Below are 12,411 nucleotides of genomic sequence, written 5' to 3'. Positions count from 1 at the left end.
CTTGTATACCCCTATTATAGCCTAATTCCCTGCATCTAGGTAGCAGTCTATACCAAAAAGGAGTCCCGGCATAGGATATATCACCATCCGGTAAATATCATCCAAAGGAGGTTGTCACTATGGGTTACCCTGCAGCTGGTGCATGGACTTCCACGGGTACGATTCTCGTACTGTTCATCCTGCTGGTTATCGTTAGCCGCAGCCTTCTCGTGTAATGATCTTGCACAAAGGACAAATAAAAAGAAGCAGGCAGCGCCCTGAGGCGCCCCTGCTTCTTTTTGTTACACCGGAATGGCTTATACCAGTGTTTCTTCGCTCCGGTTCGACGGACGGGAGTAGTTGCTGCCGCCGTCACGGTTGCCGCGGTAGCCGCCGCCGTCACGGCTGCCACGGTATCCGCCCTCACGGCTGCCGCCGCCATAGCTTCCGCCTTCACGGCGTCCACCTTCGCGGTTGCCGCGGTAGCCGCCGCCCTCGCGTCCGCCGCCGCCGTATGGACGGTCATTACGGCGAGCGCCGCCTGCCGTACCATAAGAGCCGGAAGGACGACGACCGTTGCTGCGCACATCCGGTCTTCTCTTCTTCGCACGGATCGGATCTTCCGGTGTCAGCTCGATATCGACTTCCTTCTTGTCTCCGCCCGTCAGCAGCTTGAGAGCCGCTGCAAGCAGATGCACGGAATCATGATGCTCGAGCAGGGAGATGGCCAGACCCTTGTATTCGTTGTGCTCGTCTTTCTGGAGAACATCCAGGACGCGCTCAGCCGTTACCTTCTGCTTGCCTTCGATGGCTTCCGCCAGGCTTGGTATAGGCTTCTTCGTGATGCGGTGACGCGTGATCTTCTCGATGAAGTGCAGGTGATCGATCTCGCGCGGCGTAACGAAGGTATAAGCTGCGCCTTCCTTGCCCGCACGGCCCGTACGGCCGATCCGGTGAACATAGCTCTCCGGATCCTGCGGAAGGTCAAAGTTGATAACGTGCGTAACGCCCGATACGTCGAGACCGCGTGCCGCTACGTCAGTAGCTACGAGCACGTCGATGCTGCCGTCACGGAATTTGCGCATCACGTTGTCACGCTGGTTCTGGGACAGGTCGCCGTGCAGGCCCTCTGCCGCATAACCGCGCTTCTGGAGGGCTTCGGAAAGCTCATCCACCCGGCGCTTCGTCCGGCCGAAGATGATGGCAAGCTCAGGAGCTTCCATATCGATGAGGCGGCAGAGCGCTTCGAACTTCTGACGCTCGTGCAGCTCGATGTAAGCTTGGTCGATCAGAGGAGCGGAAACCTGCTTAGGAATGACCGAGACATGCTCCGGATCCTTCAGGAACTGCTGGGCCAGCTTCTGGATGTTGACGGGCATGGTGGCCGAGAACAGCATCGTGTTGCGCTCTTCAGGAACAAGGCTCAGGATGGACTTAATGTCATCCATGAAGCCCATATCAAGCATTTCGTCAGCTTCATCGAGAATGACGGTCTGCACGTCATCCAGCTTAATGGTCTTCCGATTGATATGGTCGAGGAGACGTCCCGGCGTACCGATGATGATCTGCGGCTTCTTGCGCAGGCCGCGGATCTGCTTCACGATGTCCTGTCCGCCGTAGATCGGCAGGGAACGGATGCCTTTGAAGCGTCCGAGCTTTTCGATTTCTTCCGCGACCTGGATAGCCAGCTCGCGCGTAGGACACATGATCAGAGCGACGATTTTCTCTTCCTTCACGTCGATCTTGTTCACCAGCGGGATACCGAAAGCAGCGGTCTTCCCTGTACCGGTCTGCGCCTGGCCGATCAGGTCACGGCCTTCAAGGGCTACAGGAATGGCTTTCTCCTGGATGGGTGTGGATTCCTCGAACCCCATCTCCGTGATGGCGCGCAGTACCTTAGGCTCTAGGCCAAATTCGCTAAATGTTTTCAAATGATTTCATTCTCCTTTTACTCGGGTTCTTCTGTTTTCTATACCCTTAAGTGCGACTCCTATCTTCCTAAATTTAACTCTTACCAAAGGCACTTTCCAGAAGTGCCAGAATTGAACAGTCAAGGCCGTACTTAAGAATATCTTTAGTATTATACCACATCCTGTATTCATATTCCACTGCGCTTGGAAATGAAACGGAAAAACCTTATGATCGTAGTAGACTCAGACAACACGGGGTAAACGGTAAGTTGAGTGCAATTCATTCCTGCCAACTTGAGTTCGGCATCCCAAAGGAGCGAAAGAGCATGTCCATTTGGAAACGGGTCGGATCGATCCTGAAATCGGGCAAAGAAATGCCTCCGGAGCGTCCTTCCAATCCCTTCGAGGACACCCGGGTCGGTGACATCCTCACCGTGGATCTGGAAGAATACGTCGTCTCCGGCAAGGTCGTCTACTACGACCAGGGGTTCCCGCCCCACCGCTTCGCTTATTATCTCCAAAACGGCAAACATATCTCTTGTCTGCTCATCGAAAAAGGGCGCAGCTATGACTGCTTCCTGTGCGAGTTCGTCGAGGGGGCGCTTGACGACCCGAACGATGTGCCTACGGTGCTTGATGTCGGCGGCGAGGTCACTTATGATCTGGAGCACCACCGCAGCGATCAGGTCCGCACGGAAGGGCAGACGGACTTCCGGTCGAACGATACGGTTCTGTTCTGGAGCTACCTGGCCGGCGGTGACCGCCACTTTTTCCTGCAGTGGCAGGACGGCAAGTACGTTGCTCTGGAGGGCCGCCGCACGCCCGGCAGCCAGATCCGCTTCATGAAAGGCTCTTGACCGGCGGAGCCCTGCAGATGAAACGAAGGATTCCCGGCTTTATCGACAGCTGTCAGATGAAGGAGGTGCTTGAAGCGTATGCGCAGACTAGGGGTACGACTTCTCTCCCTGCTGCTTGTTCTCTCGCTTCTTGCGGGATGCGCCGGCGATGCAGGCCAATATATCAGGCAGAACTATCCGCTGATCGACGTGCAGGGGCAGGGCAAAAGCACGGCCAAGATTTATGCGGTCGAAGGTAAAGACGTTCCGACCGTAGCACAGGAGATCGCGGCGAGCGAGCCCCCGCAGGAGATATCCAAATCGTCTGCGGATCAAATGTTCCTCGTGTACAACGACAAGATCGTCAATGTGCAGAAGGACCCGAATAATGAGGCCGCCACCCTGGTCGAAGTGGACACGATCACCTATGCCAGGGACCATTACGACTCCTCCTTCCTGGAGGGGTATATCACGGCCACCCTCCTGCAGTCGCTCTTTGGAGGAGGCTGGTACACTTCCCACCGCGGGGGCTACGATTACCGGGGCTACCGGTCTACGAAGCGGTATGAGGATTACGGCCGGCACCAGACCGTTCCCTATCCGAATACCCGGACTCCCGGCACCTCACCGCCTGCTACAACGGACCGCAAAGGCAGCTATACGACGCCCGCCACCCCTCCGGCGACCAAAAGTCCGGGGAGCTCCACCGACGCAGTGCGGCGCAATGACGGCTCAACTCCGACATACCGTACGCCGGCCGGCGGCGGGACCAAACCAGGCACAACGAAGCGCTCGGGCACCTTCAAGCGCCGCCGCTAGCCGCCCGTATCTTTACAGCGATCAGTCGTTCCGCTAGGATCGCCCCACCTTTACGCGGGTTAGCTCAACAGGTACAATAGCAGATGCCGCGAAGCGCAGGCCCGGAGCCTGTGCTTCGCGGCGCCAGCCAACAGGCTTTCCGCCGTCCGCGGAAAGCTTTTTGCCGACCGGTCCCCCAGCGGCCGCCCCCGCCGGACCGGCCTGTGTTTGCCTGAGGCGCAATGCAGACATACTACTCCCAAGGAGGTGCTCCCGTGATTCAGTGGTTCCAGCGTTCATGGTTCGGTTCGATGTTGGTATGCGCTCTCGGCGCCGCCATCGTCGCCACCGGGTTCAATATGTTCTTAATTCCGCACCAGCTGCTCAGCGGAGGCTTGTCCGGCGTAGCCATGATTGTCGGCTATTTTACGGATTGGTCCATTGCCCTGCTGTTCCTGTTATTCAATCTTCCGGTTCTGATCTGGGGGCTGGTGACGATCGGCCGGCGGTTCATTCTTCTCAGCGTCTTCTCGGTTGCGATGACCACGTGGTTCATGGAGCTTGTACCGGTCTATGCCGTCAGCCGCGACCTCATCATGTCGGCCGTCACGGCAGGGGTGCTCGTAGGCGTCGGTGCCGGGATCTCCATGCGGGTCGGCGGCTCTACGGGCGGTTTCGACATCATCGGGTCGATCCTGACAAAAAAGCGCGATTTCTCGATCGGCACCTTCTCCTCCCTGATGAACGGGGCGATCATCATCGCGCTCGGTTATTTCAAGCAGAGCTGGGACCTGGCCCTGTATTCCATGCTGTCCATCTATATCGCCGGGAAGGTCATCGATTCCATCCATATCCGGCACGTCAAGGTAACGGTCTTCATCGTGACCAAGAAGAAGGAGCTGCTGCTCCAAAAAATGCAGAAGCTCCACCGCGGCGTGACCGTCGTGGAGACCCAGGGGGCATATACCGGGGAGTCGCAGCATATGCTGATGACGGTAACCACGCGTTATGAGCTCATCGACCTCCTGAACCTGGTCCGCCAGTGGGATCCCCAGGCTTTTGTCAATATTACGCAGACGGTCGCCGTCATGGGCCTGTTCCGCCGGTAGCCGAAGAGGCCCATTTGTGCCAGCTTTACCCGAATTTTATCAAATGTACCGATACATAAGTCCGCAGGCATATGCTATAATGAGGGTGTATAATTTCATACAGGATTCCCCTGGCTACCTGGATTGCTTCGTAAGGCGCTCACGAAACGCTAAAGAACAGATGACAGGAAGGGTGATGCTTGTGGAAACCGTCAAATTATCCATCATTGTTATGAAGCTGACTCCCGAGATGTATCCATTCTTGCGCAAACATGAACTCGAGTCGGAGATTGTTCTTCGGAACGGCCTCGACTTCCCTGGAAGCGGATGACGCGTTAGAAATCATACAATACAGTATTTCCGAGCATCAGAAAGACGTCCACCTTCATTAGAAGGTGGACGTTTTTTCTTCCCCTTCCCCCCGGGGCCCAGCCGGCGATAAAAATGGCGAATTCAGGGGAAAATGTTTGGGGATTCGTAATAAATGGGGGACAACCTGCCGATAAAGCTATGGTATGATAGAAGCCAGTACCATCTTGGAGGTGTTCAATATGGGCGCTCTAACTCCCATGCATATTTTAGTGATCGTCGTTGCCGCACTGCTGCTGTTCGGGCCGGCTAAGCTTCCGGAGCTCGGACGCGGATTCGGCCGCATGTTCCGTGAATTCAAGGATGCGACGAACGGCAACAGCCCTTCGGACGAGTCCCCCCGCGCGATCGAAGCGAAACCGGAACTGACCGTATCGGCCGATGCCGTCCAGCAGACGCCGAACAAATAAATCGCTGCACCCTGCTGCCGGCTCCCGATGGGGCCGGCTTTTTCTTGTAATCCGCAGCAGGCCCTCTCGTCACGCTCCCGTGTCAGGAGCCCAAGTGATTCTGGAGCTCAAGCTGGACCCGCTTCATCGCTTCTTTGACGGCCCGCTGCACCACAAGCGACCGTTTGTGCTCTTCGTAATCCGCTTCCTCGTACTGCACCCGGATCTCCGCACCGCCGCTCCCGGCCGTCCCGATCACCAGCGCCACCGTCTCCCCCGGGTCCTCCGGCGGGGCATCGCTCCGTTCCCAGGCAGCCACCTTCAGCGTGCAGCGCAGCGAATCCCCTTCGGCCCTGCTTTTGAGCGGACCGCTGGGCTCCGCCTTCATCCATACTCTCATCCTGCACTTCCCCCTTCCGTCGTCAACGATTGGACTTCTGCTTATCGTATCTTTTACCCTTCCGCCGCTTCCCTCATTCCCGTTCTGCCCGAAAGCAGAAAAAAGCCCCCTTCCCGCGGGAAAAGAGGCTCATCCGCGGAAGCGGCGCCTTAAGAAATGCCCTTCTTGCGGTAATACGCATGCGTCCCGAGCAGCAGAACGGCGGCGGTGGCGGTCAGTACCGCTCCCCCGTAATACATGCCGCTTCCGCCCCAGTGGTCCTTGACCCAGCCGCCGGCGGAGCCGCCCGTAATCCCCGCAAGGCCTAGGAACACCATGGACAGCAGGGCCTGCCCCGTCGACTGCAGCTCCGGCGGCACGAGCCGCACGGCATACTGCACGGAGACGATCCAGAAGGCGGCGAAGGTGATGCAGTGCATCGTCTGCAGCAGCATGAGCACGGACGGGTCGGTAATCGAGCCGTAGAGCAGCCAGCGGACCGTATAGAGGACCGCAATGATGCCGAGCAGCGCCAGCTCGTGGAACTTGTGCATGTACCTGCCGAGCAGGGCGAATGTGGGAATCTCCGCCGCGGCCGCCAGCGCCCAGGCGAAGCCGAGCATCGTATCCGAGGCGCCGAGATCCCGAAGGTGAAGCACGAAGAGCACGTCATTCATCCGGTGCGGAATCATCAGGATAAAGATCAGCAGCAGGAACCAGAGGAACCTGCGGTTGCGGAAGGTGCTCGCGAACATCGAGAGCGTGACCCGCGGGGCTGAACCCTTGTCATCCCTCAGGAACAGAAGCAGCACGAACGGCAGCACCCAGATGCTCCAGTACAGATAAGGAATGCTCTGCAGGCCGCCGAGCTTCTCCAGAATCCAGCCGGAGGATACCGCCAGCAGCGTGAAGCCCATCGAGCCCCAGAGACGGATGCTCCCGTAGCTCCCTCCCGAGCGGGCCGCGGCCTTGATCGACAAGGTGTCGAGCAGGGGATTCGACGACTGCATGAAAAAGTAAAGCATGAGCATAAAGAGAAGCGCCAGCGGATACCCCTGCGTTTCAAAGATGCCGACGCTGGATAATACAGTCATAGCCCATAATGCGCAAATCATAAGCTTAAGCGTCTGGTAGCGGTCGCTGAGATAGCCCCATAGCGGCTGTCCGAAGATCGTCACGAACGGACCGATCATCATCAGCAGGCCGATCTGGGAAGACGTATAGCCCCGGCCCTCAAAATAGACGGGCAGGAACGGCATGAGCACAGCTGTCGTGGCATAGTAAGAGAATGTCAGGCCGCGCAGCGTCCAAACCTGTTTGTCCATGGGCATCGTTCCTTTTATGTAAGTGTCTGGCGCATGGGCCCGGGTTGCTTGTCTTCACGCCCTTGGCGTATGTCCCGCTGCCAACTCTTTTATTATAATGAAAGATATCAATCTAGCAAGGAGAATGCCCATGGAATTGCTGCTGGCCGCTCTGCTGCTGGCCTATGGAGGCATAAGCGCCGACCACCCCGGCGCCACCTTCGAGGATACCGCCACGGCCGCCGTAAGCTCGCGGGCCGCCATGCTGCAGGCGGGTCCCCCGCTGCCCTCCGAACCGGTACCGGACCACCCTGCGGGGCAAACCGACCCGCAGCCGGATGCCCCCAAGATCAAGGGAATCTACGTCACCGCCCACAGCGCCGCCGGCTCCCGCATGAATACGCTGCTGGAGCTGCTGGACCGCACCGAACTGAACGGCATGGTAATCGATATCAAAGACGATTGGGGCTACATTACATACGAAACGGGGCATCCGGAGCTGCAGGCGAGAGGCACCACCAAGAAGATCATCTCCGACCTCCCGAAGCTGATGAACACACTGCAGGAGCACGGCATCTATCCGATCGCCCGGATCGTCGTGTTCAAGGATACGCTGCTCGCCAAGCAGCGCCCTGACTTATCCTTCGTCCGTCCCGACGGCACCCTCTGGGGCAACGCCAAGAATCCGCCCGACAGCTTCGTCAACCCGTACATGAAGGAAGTGTGGGACTATAATATTCTGCTCGCCAAGGAGGCGGCGAAGGCCGGCTTCAAGGAGATCCAGTTCGATTACGTCCGTTTCCCGGAGGGCTTCGAGACCCGGGCGGATACCCTGCAGTACGGCAAAGACGAGCGGAGCCGGATCGAAGCCGTGGCGTCCTTCGTGCAGTATGCCAGAGAGCAGCTGAACCCGCTCGGCGTCCGGGTCTCCGTCGACATCTTCGGCTATGCCGCTTCCGTTCCCGCCGCCGAAGGCATCGGACAGGACTTCGAGAAGATCTCCCGCCAGGTCGACGTGATCTCGCCGATGGTCTATCCGAGCCACTATTCGGCCGGCTGGTACGGATCGCAAGTGCCGGATGCCCGGCCTTACGCCACCATCGAAGGCTCGATGAAGGATACGCACAAGAAGCTCGAACCGCTGCAGGGGGCGAAGCCCGTCATCCGGCCGTGGATCCAGGATTTCACGGCAGGCTGGGTGCGCGGGCATATCAAGTACGGCAGGCATGAGGTCGAGGAGCAGATCCGGGCCCTGAAGGCGCAGGGGGTGGAAGAATACCTGCTGTGGAATGCCGTGAACACCTATACCCCTGGGGTGAATTACGAATAGCCCTCCTTGCTTGCCGTCAAAAGAAGTTCTTTGGGCGGGTGGGCCGTGGCAAGATTTGACTCCAGACAGCGAGCGACCAACGGCAAAAGCCCGGCAGCAGGAGTCTTCCTCCTGATACCGGGCTTTGGGGGTGCCGTGATACGTATGACCTCTCGTCCTTGCCCTCAGGCAGTGCCGCTCTTCGTCCCCCGGCCGAGATTCGGAATCTGCCAGTCGATCGGCGCCATGCCGTTCTCCTCCAGGAAGGCATTGGCCTGGGAGAACGGCCGCGAGCCGAAGAAGCCGCGGTGCGCCGACAGCGGACTCGGATGCGCCGCACGCAGGATGCAGTGCCGCCCCTCCGTGATGAGCTGCCCCTTCTTCTGCGCCGGGTTCCCCCAGAGCAGGAAGACGATAGGCTGCTCACGCTCGTTGAGCAGCGAGATGATGCGGTCCGTGAACTGCTCCCAGCCCTGACCCTTGTGTGAATGGGCCTGACCCTGCCTCACCGTCAGAACGGTGTTCAGCAGGAGGACTCCCTGCCTGGCCCATGGCTCCAGGTACCCGTTGTCGGGTACGGAGCATCCCAGGTCGTCGCGCAGCTCCTTGTACATGTTCTGGAGCGACGGCGGCGCCGGGACGCCGGGCTTCACCGAGAAGCTGAGGCCGTGCGCCTGCCCCGGGCCGTGATAAGGGTCCTGACCAAGGATGACAACCTTGGTTCCGGTGTAAGACGTATAATGAAGGGCGTTAAAGATGTCATGCATCTCCGGATAGACCGTATGCCCGCTGTATTCCGACTTGAGAAACCCGCGGAGCCGGAGATAATACTCCTTCTCGAATTCCTCGGCCAGAAGCTGCCCCCAGTCATTCTTCAAGATGGCTGTCATCTTCGATCCCTCCTCCCTGCTTATTACCCTTTGAATTTACTTCTTGAAGCGTTCCACCATGCCTACGAAATACTGCACCGTACGGAGCACCCGCTCCCGCGTCTTGCCGTCGGCCGGTTCACCGTCTGCGGCAAAATCGCGCTGGGAACCGCCGACCGAGATCCACTCGGGGCAGTTGATCCCGTGCACGTTGCGGACGATCGTCTGCAGCTGCTGCAGGGAGCTGACGCCTACCGCTCCGCCCGCAGAGGAGACGGAGAGCGTCACTTTGCCGTCAAACTGGTCGAAGCCCACCCAATCCAGCGCATTCTTGAGTACGCCCGACAGGCTGCCATGGTACTCCGGCGTGGAAAGCACAATGCCCTCGGCCTCGTTAAGCGCCTTCCGGAAGGCCGCCAGGTTGGCGTCCCCTCCGGCCGTATCCGGGCTGTAGAACGGCAGCGGCCGCTCGTAAAGATCGAACAGCGTGACCTCGCAGCCGGATTCTTCCAGCACTCTGCCGATATAGCGGCTGAGCTGGGTGCTCGAGGCGTCTTTGCGGTTGCTTCCCGTTACGATCGTAATCTTCATGGGTTTCCCATCCTTCCGGCTGAAGCGCAGCTCCTCAAGGACCTGCTCAGCCTCGACTTTTTATACATTTTAATATGTTATGTATAATTATGTCAATCCGTTCCTTGCTCCCCCTTGATCCGGGGCTCGATCACGTAGGCAGATCCCTTCACCGCCCGTTTTTTCTCCAGAATGCTGGCATCCACCACATCCGGGCTGGGCGCGTAATGACGGACCAGTGTTTCTTCCAAAGCATCGAAAGCCTGCGCGTCATCCTCCGCCATCAGCACCACAAATACCGTTTCCTCGTGCAATTCGACTTCGATCTTGTACATAAACATGTTGTTCCGCCTCCCGGGGGGTTGGTAGCTGCCCCCTCATCCTATCCTATTGCCGGCCGGGGGGCAAGAAGTCTCTGTTCCTCGGGCTCGAGCCTCGGCGTAGATATAAATTCTCATATTTCAAAAAAAAAGCATCCGGCCCCCCGGTACTTACCGCGGGTCGGATGCTTGTTTGCTGACACTTCTTATTGGGACAGACGCTTCGCGAGCTCGTACAGCTCCATGTTGAACGGCTTCTTCGTGTTGACGACCTTGTCGATGTCGGTCACGGTCAGCTCGCCCTTGATGATGCCGCAGGCCTTGCCCGAGTCGCCCTCGATCAGCTTGCGCACGGCGAAGTCGCCGAGGCTGCTCGCGAGGATCCGGTCATTATGCGTCGGCGCACCGCCGCGCTGAATATGGCCGAGCACGGTTACGCGCGGCTCGATGCCGTTGCGCTTGGTGATCTCCGCCGCGATCTCGTCGCCGCCGCAGACCCCTTCCGCCACGATGATGATACTGTGGCGCTTGCCCTGGGCGAAGTTCTCTGCCATCCGGTTCGAGATCTCGTCCATATCGTAGCCGACTTCCGGCACGATGATCGTCTCCGCACCGCTCGCAAGGCCCGCATACAGGGCGATGTCGCCGCAGTGGCGGCCCATGACTTCCACGATGGACGAACGCTCATGCGAGCTCATCGTATCACGCAGCTTGTTGATCGCATCGACCACGATGGAGACCGCCGTATCGAAGCCGATCGTGAAGTCCGTGAACGGGATGTCGTTGTCGATGGTGCCCGGCAGGCCCATCGTCTTGATGCCGAGCTTGCTGAGCTTGTTCGCGCCCTGGTACGAGCCGTCCCCGCCGATCACGACGAGTCCGTCGATGCCGTGCTTGCGCAGGTTGTCCGCGCCGAGCTGCTGTCCTTCCGGCGTCAGGAACTCCTTACAGCGAGCCGTCTGGAGCACCGTGCCGCCGCGCTGGATAATATCGCCGACGCTGCGCAGGTCCATCGGACGGATGTCATCGTTGATCAGGCCCGCGTAACCGCGCTGGACGGCGAACACTTCGAGGCCGTGGAACAGGCCGCTGCGCACAACGGCGCGGACGGCTGCGTTCATCCCCTGGGAATCGCCGCCGCTGGTGAGTACTGCAATCTTTTTAACTGACATGGTATGGTTCCTCCTTGTTTCAATCGCACTCCATGGTTGGTGACTATATATAGCGTCAGGCCTGGGACGTCCGGCGGATCCACAGGCTGTTCACGAAGAAGAAAATCCGCATGAGCGGGCTGTCCTTCATGAGCTGCCGGGACACCTGTTTGACCTGGGCCTGCTTGCTTACTTTGGGATCGGAGAGGTACAGGGCCAGCAGCCCTTCGATGATCATGCCGTGAAAAGCGGCGTGATCGAGTCTGCGGGACCGGCGCCGTGCCTCCGTTACGATGGCGGCAATCCGCTCCACCGTCTGCGTCATGCCGGCGTAATAGCTGCAGAAGTTGAGATCCCCTCCGGCCTCGTCCTCCTCCTGGTCGATCAGGTAGTCGAGCAGGATGTGCAGCCCGCATATGTATGGAAAATACGTCTCGCGGATCTCCTCCACGGTCTGCGGTGCCAGCTCGCTCTCCGAGGCCGCGAGGAACAGCATGAACATGCCGAGCGTCGACCCGGTGGCCGCCGCGAACTCGTTCCATGCGATGGACGGATACCGGTTTCGGTGCCCTTCCCACCACCGGAGCAGCGAGTCTTCGCGCAGGTCGGGCCGGATATGCTTATACACCTGCAGATCGCAGTACAGACCCACCAGCTCCCGGACCTGACCCGCCACAAGGGCATAGGAAGGCAACAGCCGGATGCTGGCCTGGCATGTTTTGACGAGATCGTTCAGATACCCGCCGTCCTCCCGCTCGCTGCGAAAGGCATAGTACTCATGCAGCGGTTCCGAAGGGTCTACCGCATCGAGCATCGACTGGTGAAGCTGCCGGAAATCCTCCGGATCGAGCGAGGTGCTGCGGTCGCACAGGTTGTCGAGGTAATCGCTGATCGTCTGCAGAGCGACGATGAGCGGAATGAGCACATGCCGCATCGACATGTTGGCGACGGCATAGACGGCGCCCCCTTCGCAGTGGAACTGCTTGCAGGCCATGGAAGCGAGCGCCTGCCGGCGAAGCTCCGCATCGGGAATCGCCTGGGCGCGCGTACGCCAGTGCTTCAGCTGCTCCCTGACGCCCGGGAGCACGTAGCGGTATACCCGGAGCATCAGGGAGAAGGGGTTCCCGGGAACGGCGGATC

14 protein-coding genes and 1 pseudogene are annotated in these 12,411 nt (G+C 59.0%); 7 read left to right on the top strand and 8 right to left on the bottom strand.

All coding sequences use genetic code 11. The features are described from left to right. The first annotated feature begins 119 nt into the window (after positions 1–119). Entirely contained in the window at positions 120–215 is a 96-nt protein-coding gene (locus PM3016_RS39080; protein ID WP_014369301.1) for a hypothetical protein, read from the top strand. Between the two features lie 81 nt (positions 216–296). On the opposite strand, the gene cshA is transcribed toward PM3016_RS39080, so the two are convergent. Beyond that, positions 297–1,910: a degradosome RNA helicase CshA gene (cshA, locus tag PM3016_RS09650; RefSeq protein WP_013915333.1), complete on the bottom strand. Its 1,614-nt coding sequence runs from the start codon at positions 1,908–1,910 to the stop codon at positions 297–299. Between the two features lie 305 nt (positions 1,911–2,215). Here cshA and PM3016_RS09645 point away from each other — a divergent pair, with 305 nt between their 5' ends. The 5 genes and pseudogenes from PM3016_RS09645 (at position 2,216) to PM3016_RS09625 (ending at position 5,390) form a co-directional block, all read left to right on the top strand. Further along, a complete protein-coding gene (locus tag PM3016_RS09645) occupies positions 2,216–2,746 on the top strand; it encodes a DUF4178 domain-containing protein (protein ID WP_014369300.1) in 531 nt (176 codons plus the stop codon). 78 nt (positions 2,747–2,824) lie between these two features. Beyond that, positions 2,825–3,544: a DUF4247 domain-containing protein gene (locus PM3016_RS09640; RefSeq protein WP_013915331.1), complete on the top strand. Its 720-nt coding sequence runs from the start codon at positions 2,825–2,827 to the stop codon at positions 3,542–3,544. 254 nt (positions 3,545–3,798) lie between these two features. Next, a complete protein-coding gene (locus PM3016_RS09635) occupies positions 3,799–4,632 on the top strand; it encodes a YitT family protein (RefSeq protein ID WP_013915330.1) in 834 nt (277 codons plus the stop codon). 175 nt (positions 4,633–4,807) lie between these two features. Continuing rightward, positions 4,808–5,003, top strand: a pseudogene (locus tag PM3016_RS39510) (hypothetical protein). 159 nt (positions 5,004–5,162) lie between these two features. After that, positions 5,163–5,390 (top strand): Sec-independent protein translocase subunit TatA/TatB, encoded by a 228-nt coding sequence (locus PM3016_RS09625; RefSeq protein WP_013915328.1) that lies wholly within the window; start codon positions 5,163–5,165, stop codon positions 5,388–5,390. Positions 5,391–5,472: 82 nt separating this feature from the next. Here PM3016_RS09625 and PM3016_RS09620 read toward each other — a convergent pair whose 3' ends face one another. Together PM3016_RS09620 and PM3016_RS09615 are read right to left on the bottom strand one after the other, a co-directional pair. After that, positions 5,473–5,769 (bottom strand): hypothetical protein, encoded by a 297-nt coding sequence (locus PM3016_RS09620; protein ID WP_014369298.1) that lies wholly within the window; start codon positions 5,767–5,769, stop codon positions 5,473–5,475. Positions 5,770–5,918: 149 nt separating this feature from the next. Next, the gene (locus tag PM3016_RS09615; protein WP_014369297.1) at positions 5,919–7,073 is read right to left on the bottom strand and encodes an MFS transporter; all 1,155 of its coding nucleotides are present in this window, start codon (positions 7,071–7,073) and stop codon (positions 5,919–5,921) included. Positions 7,074–7,203: 130 nt separating this feature from the next. Here PM3016_RS09615 and PM3016_RS09610 point away from each other — a divergent pair, with 130 nt between their 5' ends. Next, complete coding sequence (locus PM3016_RS09610) at positions 7,204–8,382, top strand: putative glycoside hydrolase (protein WP_014369296.1); 1,179 nt, start codon at positions 7,204–7,206, stop codon at positions 8,380–8,382. Between the two features lie 164 nt (positions 8,383–8,546). Here the strand turns inward: PM3016_RS09610 and PM3016_RS09605 are convergent, their stop codons facing one another. From PM3016_RS09605 to PM3016_RS09585, 5 genes are all read right to left on the bottom strand, one after another. Next, positions 8,547–9,251 (bottom strand): uracil-DNA glycosylase, encoded by a 705-nt coding sequence (locus tag PM3016_RS09605; RefSeq protein ID WP_014369295.1) that lies wholly within the window; start codon positions 9,249–9,251, stop codon positions 8,547–8,549. A gap of 36 nt (positions 9,252–9,287) precedes the next feature. Next, entirely contained in the window at positions 9,288–9,821 is a 534-nt protein-coding gene (locus tag PM3016_RS09600) for an NADPH-dependent FMN reductase (protein ID WP_013915323.1), read from the bottom strand. 92 nt (positions 9,822–9,913) lie between these two features. Next, positions 9,914–10,141, bottom strand: a complete 228-nt coding sequence (locus PM3016_RS09595) for a DUF3906 family protein (protein WP_013915322.1) — start codon at positions 10,139–10,141, stop codon at positions 9,914–9,916. Between the two features lie 185 nt (positions 10,142–10,326). Continuing rightward, positions 10,327–11,292 (bottom strand): 6-phosphofructokinase, encoded by a 966-nt coding sequence (gene pfkA, locus PM3016_RS09590; protein ID WP_013915321.1) that lies wholly within the window; start codon positions 11,290–11,292, stop codon positions 10,327–10,329. Positions 11,293–11,347: 55 nt separating this feature from the next. Continuing rightward, on the bottom strand, positions 11,348–12,379 hold the full coding sequence (locus tag PM3016_RS09585) for a tetraprenyl-beta-curcumene synthase family protein (protein ID WP_187298028.1): 1,032 nt from the start codon (positions 12,377–12,379) through the stop codon (positions 11,348–11,350). Positions 12,380–12,411: the final 32 nt, after the last annotated feature.

The organism is Paenibacillus mucilaginosus 3016, from assembly GCF_000250655.1.
Taxonomy (GTDB): domain Bacteria; phylum Bacillota; class Bacilli; order Paenibacillales; family NBRC-103111; genus Paenibacillus_G; species Paenibacillus_G mucilaginosus.
This window is presented reverse-complemented; position numbering and strand designations above follow the sequence as displayed.